Consider the following 20401-nt stretch of genomic DNA (forward strand, 5'->3'; position numbering starts at 1 on the left):
ATTGCCAGCGGTGACTGAATGCCGCCCGTCACAGTCCGTCGCGCCGGTGCCAGAAGCGTCGATACTGCTCGCGATGCGCGACCACCGGACCCGGGCCGGTCGATGACAGCGTGAACTGCAGGGCACCCGAACGCGCCGTCTCATGCACCAACACGCCCCGCTCGGCATAGCGTGCCAGCACCTCGGGCTTGGGAAAGCCGAAGCGGTTGCGGTATCCCGCCGGCACCAGGGCCACCGAGGGTTGCACGGCATCGAGGAAATACGCCGTCGAGGAGGTGTTGCTGCCATGATGGGGCACCACCAGCACATCGCTGCGCAAGGCATCACCGTGTGCATGCACCAGCGCCCATTCCCCCTCCGCCTCGATGTCGGCAGCGAGCAGCACCGCCCGCCCACCGGCGCTCACCTGCAGCACACAGGAACCGTTGTTTTCCGAACCGCGATAACGGGGGGTTGGGTGCAGGATCGCGAAATCCACCCCGTCCCACTGCCAGCGCTGGCCTGCCCGGCAGGGGCGCGCAACGGGCGAGACCGCCGTCGGCACGCTGGCCAGCACCTCGCCCACCGGGATCTGCGCGAGCAGCGAGTCGGCCCCGCCGCGATGGTCGTTGTCGCCGTGGGAGATCACCAGCGTATCCACGGCGCCCTGCCCGCGATGACGCAGATAGGGCAGGACCACCGCCGCCCCGGTGTCGAAGTCCGGGCTGAAGCGCGGGCCGGTATCGAAGACGAGCAGGTGCTGCCGGGTCTCGATCACCGCCGCCAGTCCCTGGCCGACATCGAGCAGCGTGACGACCGCCTCGCCGGCAGCCGGCCGCTCCACCACCGGGAACAGCAGCGGCAGGCACAGCACCAGACCGAGCGGCCTCCCCGGCATGCCGCGTGGCAGCAGCAGCCAGGCGCTGCCCGCCACCGCCAGCAGCAGGACGAGCGGCGTGGGGGCCGGCCGGTGCCACAGCTGCAGCGGTTGCGCCGCCAGCAGCGACAGCAGCTGCCACAGGGGCTCGAAGACCGCCGATACCAGCTGCAGCAGGCACCCGGCCAGCGACGGCGACAGCGGCGCCATGAGGGTCGCGAGCAGCACCGGTGGCACCACCAGCAGGCTCACCCAGGGGACGGCGACGAGGTTGGCCAGCGGCGCACCCAGCGAGGCGCGCTGGAACCAGTAGGTGGTGAACGGCAGCAGGCCGATGGCCAGCAGGTACTGCGCCCGTATCCAGCCGCCGAGCTGTCGCCGCGCCCGTGTCGTGCGTGCGGGTACGGCCCCGGGCGGCAGCCGTCCGCGAAAGCCGAACAGCAGCAGGGCCACGGCCGTGAACGACAGCCAGAAGCCCGGTGCCAGCACGGCCGTTGGATCCAGCAGCAGCACCGCCACCAGGGCGAGCGCCAGCCCCGTCGAGGCCTGCACCATGCGCCGCAGCAGGATCGCGCCGAACAGCACCGCCAGCATGATGAGTGCGCGCTGGGTCGGAATGGAGAAGCCCGCCAGTGCGGCATAGACCAGGGCCGCGAGCAGACCGCCGACGGCGGCCCAGCAGGGTGCTGGCCAGCGCAGTGCGAGCGCGGGCCAGCGGGCGACGAGCAGCCGCAACAGCCAGAAGGCCAGCCCGCCGACCAGGCCGATGTGCAGGCCGGAGATGGCAACGAGGTGATTGGTGCCGGTGCGCAGCAGGACGTCCCAGCTCGCGGCATCGATGCGGGAACGGTCACCCAGCGCCAGGGCGAGCAGGATGCCGAAGTGCGGCAGTTCGCCGCCGGCCTCGGTCAGGCGCGCGCGCAGCCCGGCGCGCAGGCAGTCGAGCGGGTAGCCCCCCACCTCCAGGCGCCGGTTCTCGCCACGCTCGCGTACGTAGCCCGTGGCGCCGACACGCTGCTGAAACAGCCAGCCTTCATAATCGAAGCCGCCCGGGTTGTGAAACCCGTTCGGGCGCTTGAGGCGCACCGTCAATCGCCAGCGTTCGCCGGCCACCGGCATGGCCTCGCTGCGATACCAGCTCAGACGCAGACGCTGCGGCACGCCGGACGGCGCATCCACCGGCTCGAACAGGAAACGCCGGGCATCGTGGCGCAGCTCGGTGAGGCCCCGCACATGGCCCTCGAGCACCAGGTCCTGCCCCTCCAGCGCCGGGTCGAGTAGCGGGTGCAGCACGAGGTGGGCGTGGAGCCAGGACCAGAGCAGGCCGATGGCCAGGCCGGCGCCCAGACGCACGACGGGACGCAGGCGGCGCTGCAGCCGGTGACGTGGAATGACGAGCAAGGCGAGCGCCGGCGGCAGCAGCATCGCCCAGAATGGCGAGGGCAGCGTGGCCGGTTGATGGGCCAGCCAGGTGCCGATGAGCAGGCCGATGGCGAAAAGGCGCATTTTCCGATCCCTGGAAAATCATGGATAATGTGGCTGCCACACCCAGGCCCGCGTCAGTCGGGCCCTATACAACAGACGACGAGCCGGACTATCTAGCCCCAGCATGCCGAGACGATTCTTCAGACGCGTTCTGCCCGACCATGCCCGGGTTCGGGAACACAAGGCGCTGCAGTTCTTCGGCACCCTGCTCCACGACCCCAACCTCTGGCACCTCAACCGGCGTTCGGCCGCCGGGGCCTTCGCCATCGGCCTGTTCATGGCCTTCGTGCCCATCCCCTTCCAGATGGCCGCCGCCGCGGCACTGGCCATCCTCTTCCGGGTGAACCTGCCGATCGCCGTGGCGCTGGTGTGGATCACCAACCCCATCACCATGCCGCCCATCTTCTTTTCGGCCTACAAGCTGGGCGCCTGGGTGCTGGATACGCCGCCCATGCTGTTCAGCTTCGAACTGAGCTGGGACTGGCTGGTGACCGACATGCTGCATATCTGGAAGCCCTTCCTGCTCGGCTGCCTGATCATGAGCACCACCAGCGCGATTGCCGGCTATGTGGCCATCCGTGTGATCTGGCGCATCTCCATCGTGCTGCGGCTGAAGGAACGCCGCCTGGCGCGCCTGGCCCGTCATTCGCGCAACGGCGACGACGATCCCCCCTGCCCCTGATCGCGGCCCCGCGTCTCAGGCGGGGCTCAGCAGCCCGTCTTCCATCGAATACACGCGATCCATGCGTGCGGCCAGGTAGGGGTCGTGCGTCACCACCACGAGCGTGGTGCCGAGTTCCTGGTTCAGGCGCAGCATGAGCTGGAAGATCTGGTCGGCGGTCTTGCGATCCAGGTTGCCGGTGGGCTCGTCGGCCAGCACCGCGCGCGGCTCGGTGATCAGCGCCCGGGCGATGGCCGCACGCTGGCGCTCGCCGCCCGATAGTTCACCCGGCTTGTGCGTCACCCGCCCCAGCATGCCAACCCGCTCCAGCAGGGCGCGGGCCCGCTGCCGGGCCTGGGCCGAGTGTGCGCCGGCGATCATCAGCGGCATGGCGACGTTCTCCAGCGCGGTGAACTCCGGCAGCAGGTGATGGAACTGGTAGACGAAGCCCAGCGCCTCGTTGCGCAGGCGGCCGCGTGCAGCATCCGACAGCTTGCCCATGTCCTTCCCGCAGACCTCCACCGTGCCGGCGGTGGGGGTATCCAGGCCGCCGAGCAGGTGCAGCAGCGTGCTCTTGCCGCTGCCCGAGGCCCCCACGATGGCGATCTTCTCGCCGGTGCGGGCCTCGAAGTCGATGCCCTTCAGGACCTGCAGGTAGCCGTGACCCTCATCGAAGGTCTTGCTCAGGCCGCGGCAGCGGATGACGGGCTGGTCCTGGTCGAAGGCGTCGATCATGGTCACTCGTAGCGCAGGGCTTCGGCCGGCTGGGTGCGCGAGGCGCGCCACGCGGGATAGAGCGTGGCCAGCACGGTGAGGATGAAGGCCATCAGGCCGACGCGCACCACGTCGCGGATGCGCAGGTCGGAGGGGATGTCGCTGATGTAATAGACGTCGGGCGAGAGGAATTTCATGCCGATCAGACCCTCCAGCGTGGCCACGATCACCTCGACGTTGAGCGCCACCGTCACGCCGGCGATCACGCCGATGAGCGTGCCGAGAAAACCGATCAGGCTGCCCTGGATGATGAAGATCATCATCACCTTGCCCGGCGTGAGGCCGAGTGTGCGCAGGATGGCGATGTCCGACTGCTTGTCCGTGACCACCATCACCAGGGTGGACACGATGTTGAAGGCCGCGACCGCCACGATCAGGAACAGGATGATGAACATCACCGTCTTTTCCATCTTCAGCGCACGGAAGAAGTTCGCATGCTGGCGCGTCCAGTCCGTCACCCAGTAGTCGGGCCCGAGGCTGTCGTTGAGGCTGGCGGTGATGCGCGGGGCGCCGAACATGTCGTCGAGCTTGAGGCGCAGGCCGCTGGCGTTGCTGCCCATCTGGAAGAGCGGCTGGGCATCCTTCAGGTGCATGAAGGCCACGCTGCGGTCGTACTGGTGCATGCCCACCTCGAACACGCCGACCACGGTGAAACGGCGCATGCGCGGGATCACGCCGGCGGGTGTCACGCCGGCCTGGGGGGCGAACACCGTCACCTTGTCGCCCAGCCCCGCCCCCAGTGCCGCCGAGAGTTCGCTGCCGATCACCAGCCCGAATTCGCCCGGGCGCAGCAGTTCCAGGCTGCCCTGGACCATCTTGCCGTGGATGTCGGAGACCTGGCGCTCACGGGCCGGCTCGATGCCGCGGATGGCGGCGCCGGTGACCCGTGCGCGGTTGGCGAGCATGCCCTCGGCATCGATATAGGGTGCGGTGGCGGCCACGCCGGGCTGGCGGGCCAGGGCTGCCTCGAGGCGCTTCTGGTCGGCTGGAGAGAGCCGGTTGCCGAGGCCCGTGACACTGGCGTGAGAGGCCATCGACAGCGTGCGTTCGCGCAGTTCCCGCTCGAAGCCGTTCATCACCGACAGCACGACGATCAGCGCCATCACGCCCACCACGATGCCCGTGATCGAGGCCAGCGAGATGAACGAGATGAAGTGATTGCGCCGCTTGGCACGCGTATAGCGCAATCCGATGAAGAGCTCTAGGGGCTGGAACATGCGGGGATTAAATCACAGGGCGTTGATAAGTTAAACGAAAAGGACGCTTGGGACGGGCTCGGCATCTTCGTCACACGGAGACTGTACCGCCCTCGCCAGCGTGAATCCCCGGACCTTCCGGAAACCGGTATCCGGCCAAGGTTTCTGTGTGCCATAGGGTGTTAGCGTGCAGGCAGGCCTGTCGCGTGCCTCGACGGCCTGCCCCCGGTCTCGACGGCCAGCCAGTTTCGCCCTCCTGAACGGGGCAAAAAGTGCGTCTGGTCAATAATCTAGAATACTTTGATGACAAACTGAGTGATGCTATGATCCTTCGAAAACGACACTCAACGGGAGTCCCTGTCATGTCATGCACCCTCTGGATTCGCCGCACCGCCCTGCCCCTGGCCCTGCTCGGCGTTGCACTCGCTGCCCCCGTGCATGCCGACGTGCTCAAGATCGAGGATCAGGATCCGGTCGTGGTGCAGAAGGGCGAGCGCCCGACCCGGGGCATGAGCCAGCAGCGCGTCCTCGATCAGTTCGGCGAGCCCCGTTCGCGCCACGGCGCCGTCGGCGAGCCGCCGATCAGCCGCTGGGACTACGGCGACTTCTCCGTGTACTTCGAGCACAATCACGTGCTGCATGCCGTGGACTTCCGCCAGGAACAGGGCGCCCAGCCCGAGGCGGCGCCGGCACGCTAGCCACCCCTGCTCCGCCGTCCAGTCCCCGCCCCCGAGGCTCGCTCAACCCTGAGGTCCGATGAACACGATGGCCAGCCGTCGTTGCCAGTTCCTGCCCGAATGGACGCCGCAAAGCGGCGTGATGCTCACCTGGCCGCATGACGCCAGCGACTGGGCGCCGCTGCTCGATCGCGTGGAACCGGTATACCGGGAGATCGCCCGCGAGGTCCTGTATCGCGAGGGGCTGCTGATCGTGGCCCGCGACAAGGCCCACCGCCGGCACATCGAGGCCGTGCTCAGCGAGGACGACGGCATGGACCTGTCGGGCATCCGCTGGGCCTATGCCCCGAGCAACGACAGCTGGGCCCGTGACCACGGACCCATAACCGTCCGCGACGAGCATGGCCGCCTGCGGCTGCTGGACTTCCGCTTCAATGGCTGGGGCGGGAAGTACGCGCACGACCTGGACAACGCCATCAATGCCCGGCTGGCCGAGCAGAAGTGCTTTGTCCCGCCCCTGCAGGCCGTGGAGCTGGTGCTGGAAGGCGGCTCGCTGGAGGTCGACAGCCACGGCACGCTGCTCACCACCGCCCAGTGCCTGCTGATGCCACACCGCAATCCCGGCCTGTCCCGCGAGGCCATCGAGGCCGCGCTCATCGAACACCTGTGCCTGGAGCGGGTGCTGTGGCTGGAGCACGGCCACCTGGCCGGCGACGACACCGATGCCCACATCGACACGCTGGCGCGCTTTTGCAGCGATGACACCATCGCCTACATGAGCTGCGAGGATCCGGCCGACGAGCACCACGCCCCGCTCAGGGCCATGGAACAGGAACTCGCGGCCCTGCGCACCCGCGACGGTCAGCCCTACCGGCTGGTGCCGCTGCCCATGCCCGCCCCGATCCGCAATGCGGCAGGCGACCGCCTGCCGGCGAGCTATGCCAACTTCCTCATCATCAACGACGCCGTGCTGGTACCGATCTACCGAGACGACAACGACAGGCGCGTGCTCGCCGCCCTGGACGGGGCCTTCCCCAACCACGAGGTCATCGGCATCGACTGCCGGGCGCTGATCGAGCAATACGGCAGCCTGCACTGCATCACCATGCAGCTGCCGGAAGGAGTGCTGCGATGAACGACAAGACGACAAACAACAAGACCCTCACCGTCGGCCTGGTGCAGCAGAGCAACACCGCCGACTACGAACACAACCTCGCCAAGTCCGAGGCCGGCATCCGCGAGGCCGCCGGTCGCGGCGCCGAACTGGTGATGCTGCAGGAACTGCACACCGGGCTGTATTTCTGCCAGACCGAGGACACCAACGTCTTCGACCTGGCCGAGCCCATTCCGGGCCCCACCACCGAGCGCCTGGGCGCACTGGCGAAGGAACTCGGCATCGTCATCGTCGGCTCGCTGTTCGAGCGCCGCGCCACCGGGCTCTACCACAACACCGCCGTGGTGCTGGAGCGCGACGGCACGCTCGCCGGCATGTATCGGAAGATGCACATCCCGGACGATCCGGGCTATTACGAGAAGTTCTACTTCACACCGGGCGATCTCGGCTTCACCCCCATAGACACATCGGTGGGGCGGCTCGGCGTGCTGGTGTGCTGGGACCAGTGGTTCCCGGAGGGCGCGCGCCTGATGGCCCTGGCCGGCGCCGACCTGCTGCTCTACCCCACCGCCATCGGCTGGGACCCGGAGGACGATCAGGACGAGCAGGCCCGCCAGCGCGACGCCTGGATCACCATCCAGCGCGCCCACGCCGTGGCCAACAACCTGCCGGTGCTCAGCGCCAACCGCACGGGACACGAGGACGACCCCTCCGGCATCACCCCGGGCGCGCGTTTCTGGGGCTCGAGCTTCGTCGCCGGCCCGCAGGGCGAGATCCTGGCGCAGAGCCCGGTGGACGGCGACGACGTGCTGGTCGTGCCCATCGATCGCGAGCGCGTGGAACGGGTGCGCCGCATCTGGCCCTATTTCCGCGACCGCCGCATCGACGCCTACGCCGAACTCACCCGCCGCTTCCGCGACTGACGGGAGGTCCGACGTGACGACTGCCTCCACCAGCGACACGGCCTGGCTGGCGCATTTTCCCGCCCTGCGGGAGATCACCGACCCCGTTGGCCGGCGCGTGATCACCGCCGCCCAGCACCTGCGGGTGCCGCCCTGCACCACGGTGTTCCACACGGGCGATCCCTGCCGCAACTACCTGCTGGTCATCGACGGCTCCGTGCGCGTCCAGCAGACGGCGCCCAACGGCCGCGAGATCGTGCTCTACCGGGTCGGCCCGGGCGAGTCCTGCGTGCTCACCACCTCCTGCCTGCTCGCCACCAGCGGCTATGCCGCCGAGGGCATCACCGAGGACGAGGTCGAGGCCGTGGCCATCCCGGCGCCCGAGTTCCACCGGGCCGTGGCCGAGTCGCCGGGTTTTCGCCAGTTCGTCTTCGATGGCTTCGGCCAGCGCCTGGCCGAGCTGATGACGCTCATCGAGGAGGTCGCCTTCGGCCGCCTCGACGCGCGGCTGGCCCAGCGCCTGCTGCGCCTGGCCGGTGAGTCGGATCGCGTGGAGACCACGCACCAGCAGCTCGCCACCGAGATCGGCAGTGCCCGCGAGGTGGTGAGCCGCCAGCTCAAGGAATTCGAGCGTCGTGGCTGGGTGGCCCTGGGGCGCGGCCATGTCGATTTGCGCGACCGCCGGGCCCTGGCCGCCCTGGAACTGATGTAGCCCTGGAGCTGATATAGCATTGATCCGGCCGCCGGTGACTTGATTACTGAAAGTCGCCCCGTCAGCGCCTATGCTCACTGCATCACCCAACCGCAGACCACACTGGAGGTGTTTGTCATGACCATCAACATGGGCAGTATCGATCGCATCATCCGCGGCATCGTCGGCATCGTTCTGCTGGCGCTCATCGTGGTGTTCCCCGAGGCCTCCTGGCGCTGGTGGGGGCTGATCGGCATCGTGCCGCTGGCCACCGCCATCATCGGCTGGTGCCCCGCCTACACGATCATCGGCATGAACACCTGCCCCAGGCGCGACTGACGGCGCAGGCGGTGACCTGACCAGGGCGGCCCTCGGGCCGCCCTTTTTTGTGCCCTGCACCTGCAATCGCCGGCGCAATATGGGAAAATGCGCCGCTTTGCAGCCCGCGTCTCAAGGCCGATCAGGATCCCCCAGGAATGAACCGCCCCACCACACTGCTGGCCCCGAAGCTGCCCGCCACCGGTCGCGAGACCCTGCGCTGGGGGCACCTGTACGGCTGTGCGCGCGGACTGGCCATCGCCGAGGCCGCGGCCGGCGCCGGCCGCCTCACCCTGCTGGTCACGGCGGACTCGCAGTCGGCCTATCGCCTGGAGCAGGAGCTGCGCTTCTTCGGTGCGGCCGCCGACCTGCCGATCCTGAGCTTCCCGGACTGGGAGACCCTGCCCTACGACGTCTTCTCCCCGCACGAGGACATCATCTCCCAGCGCCTGGAGACGCTGCACCGGCTGCCCTCGCTGAGCCATGGCGTGCTGGTGGTCCCGGTCACCACCCTGATGCACCGCATCGCCCCGCGCGACTTCCTCAGCGCCCACACCCTGATGATGGACGTGGGCGAACGCCTGGACATCGACGCCCTGCGCCAGCGCCTGGAACAGGCCGGTTACCGGCACGTGAGCCAGGTGATGGAGCACGGCGAGTTCGCCCTGCGCGGCTCCATCGTCGATCTCTTCCCGATGGGGGCGAATCACCCCTACCGCATCGACCTCTTCGACGACGAGATCGAGAGCATCCGCGAATTCGATCCCGAGACCCAGCTCTCGCAGGAAAAGGTCGAGCGCATCCGCCTGCTGCCGGCCCACGAGTTCCCCATGCACGACGAGGCCATCAAGGGCTTCCGTCAGCGTTACCGCCAGGTCTTCGAGGGCGACCCGCAGGCCAGCAGCATCTACCGCGAGGTGAGCAACGGCAGTGCGCCGGCCGGAGTGGAGTACTACATCCCGCTGTTCTTCGAGCAGATGGCCACGCTCTTCGACTACCTGCCGGAAGACGCCCTGGTCATCACCACCGCAGACGTGGAGGCGGCCGCCTCGCGCTTTGCCGCGAGCACCGCCGACCGGTATGAGCAACGCCGTCACGACGTGCAGCGCCCGCTGCTGCCGCCGGCAGACCTCTTTCTCTCGCCGGAGGAGCTGGCCGCGGGCCTTGAGCGCGAGAGCCGCGTACTCATCGAGGGCTTCGAGATCGAGGATGGCGGCAGCGGGGTGCAGAACTTCGCCAGTCTGGCCCTGCCCAACCTGCTGCTGCAGGCGCGTGCCGAGGACCCGGCGGCCACGTTGAAGTCGTTCATCGCCTCGCGGCCCGGACGCCTGCTGTTCGTCGCCGAATCCGCCGGTCGCCGTGAACACCTGATCGAGGCCCTGCGCCAGTTCGAGATCTTCCCGCGCACCGTGGACAGCTGGCCCGAATTCGTCGCCAGCGCGCTCGACTACGCCATCACCGTGGCGCCGATGGAGAGCGGCGTGCGCCTGCCCCAGGCCGGCATCAACATCATCCCGGAGAGCGCGCTGGTCGGACAGCGCGCCCAGCAGGAGCGTCGACGCAAACGCCCCACCCGCGATGCCGATGCCGTGGTGCGCAACCTCACCGACCTCAACGTCGGCGCCCCGGTGGTACACGAGGAACACGGCGTGGGTCGCTACATCGGTCTGCAGAAGCTCGCGGTCGGAGGCAGCGAGGCGGAGTTCCTGACCCTGGAATACGCCGGCGGCGACAAGCTCTACGTGCCCGTCGCCTCGCTGCACCTGATCAGCCGTTACACCGGCACCGCGCCGGAGGATGCACCGCTACACAAGCTCGGCAGCGACCAGTGGCAGAAGGCCCGGCGCCGGGCAGCCGAGAAGATCCACGACGTGGCTGCCGAGCTGCTGGACATCAATGCGCGCCGCGCCGCGCGCCGCGGGCATGCCTTCGCCACCGACACCGACGACTACGCCGCCTTCGCCGCCTCCTTCCCCTTCGAGGAGACACCGGACCAGGAGAAGGCGATCCAGGCGGTGCTCGACGACATGGCCGCCGAGCGGCCCATGGATCGCGTGGTCTGCGGCGACGTGGGCTTCGGCAAGACCGAGGTGGCCATGCGCGCGGCCTTCGTCGCCGCCAGCGGCGGCAAGCAGGTGGCGGTACTGGTGCCCACCACCCTGCTCGCCCAGCAGCACCTGCAGAACTTCCGCGACCGTTTCGCCGACTGGCCGATACGCATCGAGGGTCTCTCGCGTTTTCGCAGCCAGAAACAACACAAGGAGACGCTCGCCGGCATCGCCGCCGGCACGGTGGACATCGTCATCGGCACGCACAAGCTGCTGCAGGGCGACGTGGCGTTCAAGGACCTCGGCCTCATCATCGTGGACGAAGAACACCGCTTCGGCGTGCGCGACAAGGAAAAGCTGAAGAACCTGCGTGCCGAGGTCGACATCCTCACGCTCACCGCCACGCCGATCCCGCGCACACTCAACATGTCGCTCTCCGGCCTGCGCGACCTGTCGATCATCGCCACGCCGCCGGTGCAGCGTCACGCCATCAAGACCTTCGTCAACGAGTGGAACGACGCCCTGCTGCAGGAAGCCGTGCTGCGCGAGGTGCGCCGCGGCGGCCAGGTGTATTTCCTGCACAACGAAGTACAAACCATCGAAAAGATGGCGCAGCGCATCGAACAGGTGGTGCCGGACATCTCGATCCGGATCGCGCACGGCCAGATGCGCGAACGCGAGCTCGAGGAGGTGATGCTGGATTTCTATCACCAGCGCTTCAACCTGCTGCTGTGCACCACCATCGTCGAGAGCGGTATCGACGTGCCCACGGCCAACACCATCATCATCAACCGCGCCGACAAGCTCGGCCTGTCGCAGCTGCACCAGCTGCGCGGTCGCGTCGGCCGCTCGCACCACCGCGCCTATGCCTATCTCGTCACGCCGCCGCGCGTGGCGATGACACCGGACGCGATAAAGCGCCTGGAGGCCATCGAGTCGCTGGAGGACCTGGGTGTGGGCTTCACCCTCGCCACGCACGACCTCGAGATCCGCGGCGCCGGCGAACTGCTGGGCGATGAACAGAGCGGCCAGATCCAGGAGATCGGCTTCACGCTCTACAACGAGCTGCTAGAGCGCGCGGTAAAGGCCCTGAAGTCGGGCAAGCGGCCGGAGCTCGACAAGCCGCTGCACAGTGGCGCCGAGATCGACCTCGGCGTTCCCGCCCTGCTCCCCGACGACTACGTGCCTGACATCCACGCCCGCCTGGTGCTCTACAAGCGCATCGCCAGCGCAGAGAACGAAGAGGCACTGCGCGAACTGCAGGTGGAGATGATCGACCGCTTCGGCCTGCTGCCGGACGCGGCCAAGGCCCTGTTCGAGGTGAACCGCGTGAAACTGAAGGCCGAGGCGCTGGGCGTGAAGAAGCTCGATGTCGGCGAACAGGGCGGACGCATCATCTTCAACGCCACGCCGAACATCGATCCGGCCAGCGTGATACGCCTGATCCAGTCCGATCCGCAGCGCTATCGCCTGGACGGCCAGGACAAGCTGCGCTTCTCCCTGTCACTGGAAAATCTGCAGAAACGCGTGGATACTGTCGAACGCCTGCTTGGCGAGCTCGCACTCAAGGACGCCGCCTGATCAACCTGCAAGGAATCCTCCGTGAGACCGAACCCGACACAGACCTCCCTCGCCACCCTGTTCCTGTTCACGATCCTGGCCATGCCCGCCCTGGCCGTGGACTATCACGTCGAGATGCTCGTCTTCGCCAACAACGACGAGGCTGCCTTCCATTCGGAACAATGGTCGCTGGAGGCGCAGCCGCCGGCCGTGGATGACAGCCTCGCGCTGTTCGACGGCCACGTACGCGCCGGCTTCCGGCGCCTGGACCCTGCACAGCTCGAACACAATCTCGGCGAGGCCCGTCGGCTACTTGAATCCTCGGGGCATTACACGGTGCTGCGTCACGTGGCCTGGCAGCAGCCCGGCCTGTCCGCAGAAGATGCGGTGCGTATCCGCCTGCACGGGGGCGAGGACTACAGTCTGCAGTACCCCGAGCGCATGCAGCCTCGCCTGGAAGTGGGCGAGGACGGCACCATCGTGGAGATCCCGGGGCCGGAGCGGCTGGAGCAGCTGGACGGCACGGTGCGTGTGATACTGGGACGCTATCTGCACGTGCATACCGACCTGGTGCTGCGCAAGCCGGTGGTCGTGGAGCGTATCGATCAGGAGAGTGGCGAACCCACGCAGATGCCGGTGCTGCTCGACATCCCCATGCAGGAACAGCGGCGCATGCGCAGCCGCGAGCTGCACTATATCGACCACCCCCTGCTCGGGGTGCTGGTGCAGATCACGCCGCTGGAGACGCCCGCCGAGTAGGCGGGCACGAACGCAGGGAGCAGGCCATCACGGCCCGCCTGTTCAGATCAGGGGAATGGCGGCCTTCAACACCTGGCGCACGCGGTCCATGCCCGTGCGCAGGTTCTCGCTGATCTCTTCCATGGTGATCTCCTTCCCATCCCGGCCAGCCGCCCAGTTGGCAACCACGGCCAGGCTCGCGTAACAGAGATCGAGTTCGCGGGCGAGCGCCGCCTCGGGCATCCCCGTCATGCCGACCACATCGCAGCCATCGCGCTCCAGCCGGTCCACCTCGGCGGCCGTCTCCAGGCGCGGCCCCTGGGTGGCGGCATAGGTCCCGCCGTCCACCAGGTCGAGCCTGGCCTCCTTACCGCCGGCGAGCAGTGCCTGGCGCATCTCCGCGCAGTAGGGATGGGTGAAGTCGATATGGGTCACACCATCCAGGCCTTCCTCGAAGAAGGTGTGCGAGCGCGAATAGGTGTAGTCGATGATCTGGTCGGGCACGGCGAGCTGGCAGGGTGCCATGCGTTGCGTGATACCACCGACGGCCGCCACCGCGATCACGTGCGTCACCCCGATGTGCTTCAGCGCCCAGAGATTGGCGCGGTAATTCACGCGATGCGGGGGGATGGTATGGCGGTAGCCATGGCGCGCCAGGAAGGTGACGTCGTTGCCGAACAGCTCACCGTGGGTCAGCGGGCCGGAGGGCTCGCCAAAAGGCGTGTGCACCACCTCGCGGCCGACGATCTTCAGACCCTCGAGCGAGGTCAGTCCGGTGCCACCGATGATCGCGAGGCTCGCCATGTGCACTCCTTGAAATCGTGCCAGTTAGTCTTCTTTTACGGCCCAGATACCCGCGGCATTGCGCAGGTATTCCTTGTAATCCATGCCGCTGCCGAACAGGTAGCGGTCTTCCACCTCGACCCCGATGTAGTCCGCACTGGCATCCGGATGCTTGCGGTCGTGCAGCTTGTCCACCAGCACGGCGGTACGCACCGACGCGGCACCATGGCCACGACAGTAGGCCTGGATGGCGGCCAGGGTATGGCCCTCGTCGAGGATGTCATCGACCAGCAGCACGTTGCGACCATCGATGCTGCGATGCGGCTCCACGAGCCAGTGCACTTCGGCACCACCGCTGGTCGCGCCACGGTAGCGTGTGGCGTGCAGGTAATCCAGATGCAGGGGGAAATCGAGGCGGGTCAAAAGCTGACCGGCGGCCACCAGGCCGCCGGTCATGATGCAGATCACCAGCGGATTGGCATCCGCCAGGTCTCCGGTAATCGCCTTCGCCATCCGGTCCAGGGCCTGATCGATCTCGGCCCCGGTGACCAGACAGTCGGCCTCGGCGTAAACGCGTGCGGCCTCTTCGGGCGTTACCGGCATCGTGTCGTGGGTTCCCTTGCGAGAATCGACGCTGCGATGCTTAGTAGGTGAAGGTGACGGTGTCGTCGTCCATCGCCTCGCTGATGACGTAGGCGCCACCAACGGTTTCTTCGATTTCGGGGATCAGGTCGTCGCCCCACAGATCCAGGGTCGGGGTGCAGACCTTGAAGGTCACGCCCGCTTCGACGGCGTCCTTCATGAAGTCGTAGACCGACTTGTCGGAACCTTCCTGAACGAACAGTTTTTCGGCAACGCCCTTCTTGGCCAGCTCGCCAGCGCGGCCGGTCATGATGACTTCCACTTCATATTCCATGGCGGCAGCCACGGTGGCCTGGAAGAACGGGGCGCCCAGTTCGGAGCCGTTGGACGGGTCGGTGTTGACCATCACGATCATCAGCTTGTCAGCCATAGGATTCTCTCCCGAGTCAGTCGTGCTTCAGTGTAAAAGTGGCGAATTATAGGACTGCCGTCTTCACAAATCCAGCACTACCTAATTTACTGATATTCCCCTTTCCCGCACTGTCGCCGCAGGGCGCACCAAGCCGCGCCCGCAGCGAATACCCCAGTCAGATCACGGGCTTTCAGCCGGGACGGGAGGTCTCCGGTGCGCCCTCCCCGCCGGCGAGTTTCAGGCCGTCGGGTACGTGCAGGGTGCGCGTTGGGAAGGCGATCTCGGCGCCATGGGCGGCGATGATGTCGGCGATGCGCAAGAGCACGTCGTGCTTGATCTCGTGGTACCTGATCCACTGCGTGGTGCGCGTGAAGGTATAGACGAAGAAGTCCACCGACGAGGCATTGAAGGCGTTGAAATTGACGATCATCGTCTGGTCCTGGGCGATCTCTTCGTGCGCCATGAGCATGGCCTTCACGTCGCGCACGATGGCGTCCATCACGCCGATATCATCATAGCGTATGCCGATCGTCTCGTGGATGCGCCGGTGCGTCATGCGCGAGGGGTTCTCCACCGCGATGCTGGTGAAGATCGCGTTGGGTACGTACAGCGGGCGCTTGTCGAAACGGCGGATGCGCGTCAGGCGCCAGCCGATGTCCTCCACCGTGCCCTCGATGTCCTTGTCGGGCGAACGGATCCAGTCGCCCACCACGAAGGGACGGTCGAGATAGACCATCAACCCGCCGAAGAAGTTGGCGAGCAGGTCGCGGGCGGCGAAGCCTACCGCGATGCCGCCGATACCGCCGAAGGCCAGCACGCCGGAGATGCTGAAGCCCAGGGTCTGCAGCCCCACCAGAACGCCGGTGATGATCACCGACAGGCGCAGCAGCTTGGCGACGGCCTTCACCGTGGTGTCGTCGATCTCCTTGCCCAGCCGGGTGCGCCGCTCGATGACGGATGCCTCGGTCTCGCCCACCAGGCGCACCAGGAACCAGGTGATGAGCACGATCACCAGGGCATCCCGGATCGGGCCCACCGCCTCGAACAGCGGGGCCTGCGTCTCCTGGTGCACGATTTCCGCCGCGAAGGCGATGCCCACCACCCAGATGAGCAGGTTCAGCGGCAGCTTCACCGCACGGATCATGGCCTCGTCCCAGACTGGCCTGGTGTGCTCGGCCCGGCGCTGCAGACGCGCCAGCACCCAGGCGCTGACGAAGTTGATCACGACGACGGTCAGGACCACGACGAACACCTGGGTCATCCAGCCCCCCAGGTCGTGGGTCTCGATCAGGGTCTTGAGCCAGTTGCTGATATCGGACATGGGCAGATCGATGCGTTGAGGTGGGTGTCAGACGTCCATTTCGAGATAGGGCGATTCGTCGTAGGCGGTCACGGCCCGGGCGGCCTGCTGCCAGCGCGGCGAGTCATGCAGTCCGCCCCAGGACTGCGGGCGACGTCCGTGCATCCGCGCCAGGCGCACCTGCGAGACCGGATCGTCGAAGCCTTCCAGGCTCTCCAGCACCTCGCGGGCGCCCTCCGGATGGTTGCACACCAGCACCATGTCGCAGCCGGCGTCCAACGCCTTGCGGGCGCGTTGGGAGAAGCTGCCGGCGACGTGGGCCGCCGCCATGCTGAGGTCGTCGCTGAAGATCACGCCCTGGAAGCCCAGCTCGTGGCGCAGCACGCCCTTGAGCCAGAAGGCCGAGAAGCCGGCCGGCTCCGGGTCGGCCTGGCTGTAGATGACGTGGGCCGGCATGATCGCCGCCAGGCCGTAGTGGATCATGCGCTCGAAGGGCACGAGGTCGGCCTGACGGATGTCCGCCAGCGGCCGGCGATCCACCGGCAGGGCTTGGTGGGAGTCCTCCTTCACCCCGCCGTGGCCGGGGAAGTGCTTGCCGGTGGCGGCCATGCCCGCCTCGTTCATGCCCTGCATGTAGTGATGGGCCAGGTCGGCCAGGATCTCGGGGTCGGCGTGGAAGGCGCGGTCGCCGATCACGCCGCTGAGCCCATGGGCCACGTCCAGTACCGGCGCGAAGCTGAAGTCGATGCCCACGGCGCGCAGCTCGGCCGCCATCAGCCAGCCGCTCTCCTTCGCCAGCGCGCGGGCCTGCGCGCGGTCCTTGCGGTAGATCCCGCCCAGCCGGCTCACCGGCGGCAGTCGCGTGAAACCCTCGCGAAAGCGCTGTACCCGTCCGCCCTCGTGGTCCACCGCCACCAGCAGGTGCGGATCGCGCAGGGCGTGGATCTCGCGCACCAGCTCGGTGAGCTGGGCGATGGAGGCGAAGTTGCGGGTAAAGAGGATGACCCCGCCGGTCTGGGGGTGCAGGAGCAGTTCGCGTTCTTCAGGCGTGATCTCGGTGCCAACGAGATCCAGCATCACGGGGCCCAGGGCCATGGCCATCCTCTATCGGTTGGTGGAAAGGCCCCGATTGTATCGAAACCGGCGGCGCCTGCCGAATCCGCCCGTGCCAAAAAGGCGGGCACAAAAAAAGCGGGCGCCAGAGGCGCCCGAGAGAAAGGAGGAGTGAAGAAATGACGAACGAACAATCGGAAGACCCGTGAAGACCTTCCGCCAGGAATAATGCAGATCGCGTGCCAAATCGGGAAAAGGGGCGAAAACAACGATCTCCGGTGCTGGCAGCGTGGCACCGGCCCGCCTTGCTGCACCAGTCCGACCCCGGTCAGCGGGGGGCTGCACCGTAACGGTTCGCTAGCCCCGCTCGTCCGGGCCGATCGGCGCGAGGTCATTCAGCCCCGGGCCGACCAGCCGGTAGGCCTGGCCGAAGCCGATGACGAAACGCCCCTCCACGGGCGTGAGTCGCAGCAGGCGGAAGTCGCCAAGCCCGGACAGCAGGCCCATGATCTCGCCGAAGCGCCCGGCGAAGCGGGCCAGGATGGCACCGGCCCCCTCCGTGCCACGTGTCACTTCCGTCACCTGGCAGCGGAAGCTGGCCCGGCGGCGGGCGAATATCTGACGGGTGTCGGCCTCGGACTCGATGAACAGCACCGAGGCCTCGCCGCGCGCGAGCAGGTTGCCGGTGTGCTCGGCCAGTTCGCTGACGAAGATGCAAAAGCCCCCCTGCGGGTCCCGCACGTAGGGGGCGTAGCTCGCCAGCGGACTGCCCTGCCCGTCCGCCGTGGCGAGGATCAGGCTCTGGAAGCCATCGATGAAGCCGGTGTAGGCCTCGCGGGCCCGTTCGAGCGATTCGCGGGGATCGGACATGTCGGTTGCGTCGTCGGATGGATGACAGGTTCGGCTACAATAGCCGACCGCCCGCCAACCTTCATCACCGATTCGTGCCAGACCACGCCCCCATCGATGCCTTTCTCCTCACCCGCCAGTGGCGCGACGGCCCGGGTGGCATCGAGCTGGTGTTCTGGGCCTGGAGCGACGAGGGGCCGCTGCGTATCGTGATCACCGGCCAGGAGGCGGTGTGCTTCATCGCGCGTGAGCAGGCCACCGCGCATCTGCCCCCGGGCGCACGCCGACGGCCCGTCGAGCTGACCGCGCTCGCAGGCGGGCCGGTCGATGCGCTTTATTTCCGCCAGCAGCGCGATCTCGCCGGCTTCCGCGAGACGGCCCGGGCCCAGGGCATCCCCCTGCTCGAGGCCGACGTCAAGCCGGCGGACCGCTTCCTGATGGAGCGCTTCATCCAGGGCGGCCTGCGCCTGCGGGGCGAATCCCGTCCGCGCCCGGGCTATCGCGAGTACCTGAACCCCATCCTGCAGGCCGCCGAGGTCGCCCCCCGTCTCACCCTGCTCTCGTTGGACATCGAGTCCGCGGGCCTCGATGGCGAGATCTGGTCGGTGGCGCTGAGCGACGGCGTGCAAGACCAGGTGTACGTCGTCGGCAAGGCCCCGCCCGGGACCCCGGGGCACGTATGCTTCGTGCCGGACGAACCGGCCCTGCTGCGCGCCTGCATGGACCACATCCGCACGCTGGATCCCGACCTGCTCATCGGCTGGAACCTCGTCAACTTCGACCTCGACCTGCTGGCGCGACGCTGCCGCCACCACCGACTGCCGTTTTGCCTGGGCCGCGACGACGAACCCGCCCAGGTGCTGCCGCCGCTGAATGACGGGCAATCGCGCACGGCACGCATCAGCGGGCGCGTGGCACTGGATGGCATCGACTGCCTGAAGATGGCGACCTGGTCCTTCGAGAGCTTCGAGCTCGAGACCGTGGCCCGGCAGCTGCTCGGCCGCGGCAAGCTGGTGGAGGACGAGGACCGGCTGGCCGCCATACACCGTCTCTACCGCGAGCACCCGCTGGCGCTGGCCGAGTACAACCTGGAGGACGCCCGGCTGGTCATCGACATCTTCGCGCAGGCCGACCTCATAGCCTTCCTGGTGCAGCGCACGCGCATGACCGGCCTGGCCCTGGACCGCCCGGGCGGCTCGGTGGCCGCCTTCGATCACCTCTACCTGCCGCGCCTGCACCGCGCCGGTTTCGTCGCCCCGGACGTGGGCGCGCACCCCAACCCGGTGCACAGCCCGGGTGGCTTCGTCATGGATTCCGCACCCGGTCTCTACGACAACGTGCTGGTGCTGGACTTCAAGAGCCTGTACCCGAGCATCATCCGCAGCTTTCGCATCGATCCGCTGGGCCTGGCCCTGGGCGACGCGGACGGCGTGCCGGGATTCCTCGGCGCCCGCTTCGCCCGCGAGGGCGCCATCCTGCCGCAGCTGATCGAGCAGCTCTGGGCCGAGCGCGACCGGGCGCGGCGCGCGGGCAATGCCGCCCTCTCCCAGGCCATCAAGATCCTCATGAACTCCTTCTACGGCGTGCTCGGTTCCTTCGGCTGCCGCTTCTTCGACCCGCGCCTGGCCAGCAGCATCACGCGCCGCGGCCACCAGGTGATCAACGAGAGCCGCGGCTTCATCGAGGAACAGGGCCTGCAGGTGATCTACGGCGACACCGACTCGCTGTTCGTGCTGCTCGGCCCGGACATCGCGGAGACGGCGGCACGCGCCACCGGCGAGCGGCTCGCAGACGATCTCAACCACTGGTGGCGGGAGCGGCTGGCCCGCGAGTTCGACCTGGAATCGCGCCTGGAGATCGAGTTCGAGACCCACTACCTGCGCTTTCTCATGCCCACCACCCGCGGCACGGACAAGGGCAGCAAGAAGCGCTATGCCGGCACGGTGCGCGAGGGGGATGGCGTGCGTCTCGTCTTCAAGGGACTGGAGAGCGTGCGCACCGACTGGACGCCGCTGGCGCGCGCCTTCCAGCAGGAGCTCTACCGGCGCATCTTCCAGGACGAACCCTACGAGGCCTTTGTTCGCGAGACGGTGGCGCGGCTCCACGCCGGCGAACTCGATGACCAGCTCGTCTACCGCAAGCGCCTGCGCCGGCGCCTGGAAGACTACCAGCGCAACGTGCCGCCCCACGTGCAGGCGGCCCGCAAGCTGGCCACCCCCGGCCGGACCATCGCCTACCTCATCACCCAGGCCGGCCCCGAACCGCTGGCCAGCCGCCACGCCCCCATCGACTACCGGCATTACGAGGAACGCCAGCTCAGGCCGGTGGCCGATGGCATCCTCTACTTCCTGGGCACGCGCTTCGACGAGATCGTGCAGCGCCAGATCAGCCTGCTCTGAGGG

The 20401-nt window shown here is 67.6% G+C and carries 18 protein-coding genes; 9 read left to right on the plus strand and 9 right to left on the minus strand.

What is annotated here, in order from left to right; genetic code table 11:
- Positions 1-28: 28 nt before the first annotated feature.
- Positions 29-2362, minus strand: coding sequence for a DNA internalization-related competence protein ComEC/Rec2 (locus HUJ28_01495; protein ID MBD3618132.1), 2334 nt, complete (start codon positions 2360-2362; stop codon positions 29-31).
- Between the two features lie 103 nt (positions 2363-2465).
- On the opposite strand from HUJ28_01495, the gene HUJ28_01500 reads away from it, so the two are divergent.
- Complete coding sequence (locus HUJ28_01500; GenBank protein ID MBD3618133.1) at positions 2466-3023, plus strand: DUF2062 domain-containing protein; 558 nt, start codon at positions 2466-2468, stop codon at positions 3021-3023.
- Between the two features lie 15 nt (positions 3024-3038).
- Here HUJ28_01500 and lolD read toward each other — a convergent pair whose 3' ends face one another.
- Together lolD and HUJ28_01510 are read right to left on the minus strand one after the other, a co-directional pair.
- The gene (gene lolD, locus HUJ28_01505) at positions 3039-3734 is read right to left on the minus strand and encodes a lipoprotein-releasing ABC transporter ATP-binding protein LolD (protein MBD3618134.1); all 696 of its coding nucleotides are present in this window, start codon (positions 3732-3734) and stop codon (positions 3039-3041) included.
- Positions 3735-3739: 5 nt separating this feature from the next.
- Complete coding sequence (locus HUJ28_01510) at positions 3740-4993, minus strand: lipoprotein-releasing ABC transporter permease subunit (protein ID MBD3618135.1); 1254 nt, start codon at positions 4991-4993, stop codon at positions 3740-3742.
- A gap of 341 nt (positions 4994-5334) precedes the next feature.
- Here HUJ28_01510 and HUJ28_01515 point away from each other — a divergent pair, with 341 nt between their 5' ends.
- The 7 genes from HUJ28_01515 (at position 5335) to HUJ28_01545 (ending at position 13041) form a co-directional block, all read left to right on the plus strand.
- Entirely contained in the window at positions 5335-5670 is a 336-nt protein-coding gene (locus HUJ28_01515) for a hypothetical protein (protein ID MBD3618136.1), read from the plus strand.
- 58 nt (positions 5671-5728) lie between these two features.
- On the plus strand, positions 5729-6784 hold the full coding sequence (locus HUJ28_01520) for an agmatine deiminase family protein (GenBank protein ID MBD3618137.1): 1056 nt from the start codon (positions 5729-5731) through the stop codon (positions 6782-6784).
- The gene (locus HUJ28_01525) at positions 6781-7686 is read left to right on the plus strand and encodes a carbon-nitrogen hydrolase (GenBank protein MBD3618138.1); all 906 of its coding nucleotides are present in this window, start codon (positions 6781-6783) and stop codon (positions 7684-7686) included. Before HUJ28_01520 ends, HUJ28_01525 begins: the two co-directional genes overlap by 4 nt.
- 73 nt (positions 7687-7759) lie before the next feature.
- Positions 7760-8377 carry a Crp/Fnr family transcriptional regulator gene (locus HUJ28_01530; protein MBD3618139.1) on the plus strand — a complete coding sequence of 206 codons (618 nt, stop codon included), beginning with the start codon at positions 7760-7762 and terminating at the stop codon, positions 8375-8377.
- 117 nt (positions 8378-8494) lie between these two features.
- Positions 8495-8695, plus strand: coding sequence for a DUF2892 domain-containing protein (locus HUJ28_01535; protein ID MBD3618140.1), 201 nt, complete (start codon positions 8495-8497; stop codon positions 8693-8695).
- 137 nt (positions 8696-8832) lie between these two features.
- The gene (gene mfd / locus HUJ28_01540; GenBank protein MBD3618141.1) at positions 8833-12303 is read left to right on the plus strand and encodes a transcription-repair coupling factor; all 3471 of its coding nucleotides are present in this window, start codon (positions 8833-8835) and stop codon (positions 12301-12303) included.
- A gap of 21 nt (positions 12304-12324) precedes the next feature.
- Complete coding sequence (locus HUJ28_01545; protein ID MBD3618142.1) at positions 12325-13041, plus strand: peptidoglycan binding protein CsiV; 717 nt, start codon at positions 12325-12327, stop codon at positions 13039-13041.
- A gap of 42 nt (positions 13042-13083) precedes the next feature.
- On the opposite strand, the gene HUJ28_01550 is transcribed toward HUJ28_01545, so the two are convergent.
- The 6 genes from HUJ28_01550 to HUJ28_01575 all read right to left on the minus strand — a co-directional run bounded on the left by HUJ28_01550 (position 13084) and on the right by HUJ28_01575 (position 18020).
- A complete protein-coding gene (locus HUJ28_01550; GenBank protein ID MBD3618143.1) occupies positions 13084-13824 on the minus strand; it encodes an S-methyl-5'-thioinosine phosphorylase in 741 nt (246 codons plus the stop codon).
- A 24-nt stretch (positions 13825-13848) separates the two neighbouring features.
- Positions 13849-14406 carry a hypoxanthine-guanine phosphoribosyltransferase gene (locus HUJ28_01555; GenBank protein MBD3618144.1) on the minus strand — a complete coding sequence of 186 codons (558 nt, stop codon included), beginning with the start codon at positions 14404-14406 and terminating at the stop codon, positions 13849-13851.
- A gap of 40 nt (positions 14407-14446) precedes the next feature.
- Positions 14447-14815, minus strand: coding sequence for a DsrE family protein (locus HUJ28_01560; GenBank protein ID MBD3618145.1), 369 nt, complete (start codon positions 14813-14815; stop codon positions 14447-14449).
- Between the two features lie 172 nt (positions 14816-14987).
- Positions 14988-16118, minus strand: coding sequence for a mechanosensitive ion channel family protein (locus HUJ28_01565; protein MBD3618146.1), 1131 nt, complete (start codon positions 16116-16118; stop codon positions 14988-14990).
- Between the two features lie 27 nt (positions 16119-16145).
- On the minus strand, positions 16146-17192 hold the full coding sequence (gene nagZ / locus HUJ28_01570) for a beta-N-acetylhexosaminidase (protein ID MBD3618147.1): 1047 nt from the start codon (positions 17190-17192) through the stop codon (positions 16146-16148).
- Between the two features lie 315 nt (positions 17193-17507).
- Positions 17508-18020 (minus strand): pyridoxamine 5'-phosphate oxidase family protein, encoded by a 513-nt coding sequence (locus HUJ28_01575; GenBank protein MBD3618148.1) that lies wholly within the window; start codon positions 18018-18020, stop codon positions 17508-17510.
- 17 nt (positions 18021-18037) lie between these two features.
- On the opposite strand from HUJ28_01575, the gene HUJ28_01580 reads away from it, so the two are divergent.
- Positions 18038-20398, plus strand: a complete 2361-nt coding sequence (locus tag HUJ28_01580; protein MBD3618149.1) for a DNA polymerase II — start codon at positions 18038-18040, stop codon at positions 20396-20398.
- Positions 20399-20401 lie beyond the last annotated feature (3 nt).

The organism is Chromatiales bacterium (genome assembly GCA_014762505.1).
Taxonomy (GTDB): domain Bacteria; phylum Pseudomonadota; class Gammaproteobacteria; order SpSt-1174; family SpSt-1174; genus SpSt-1174.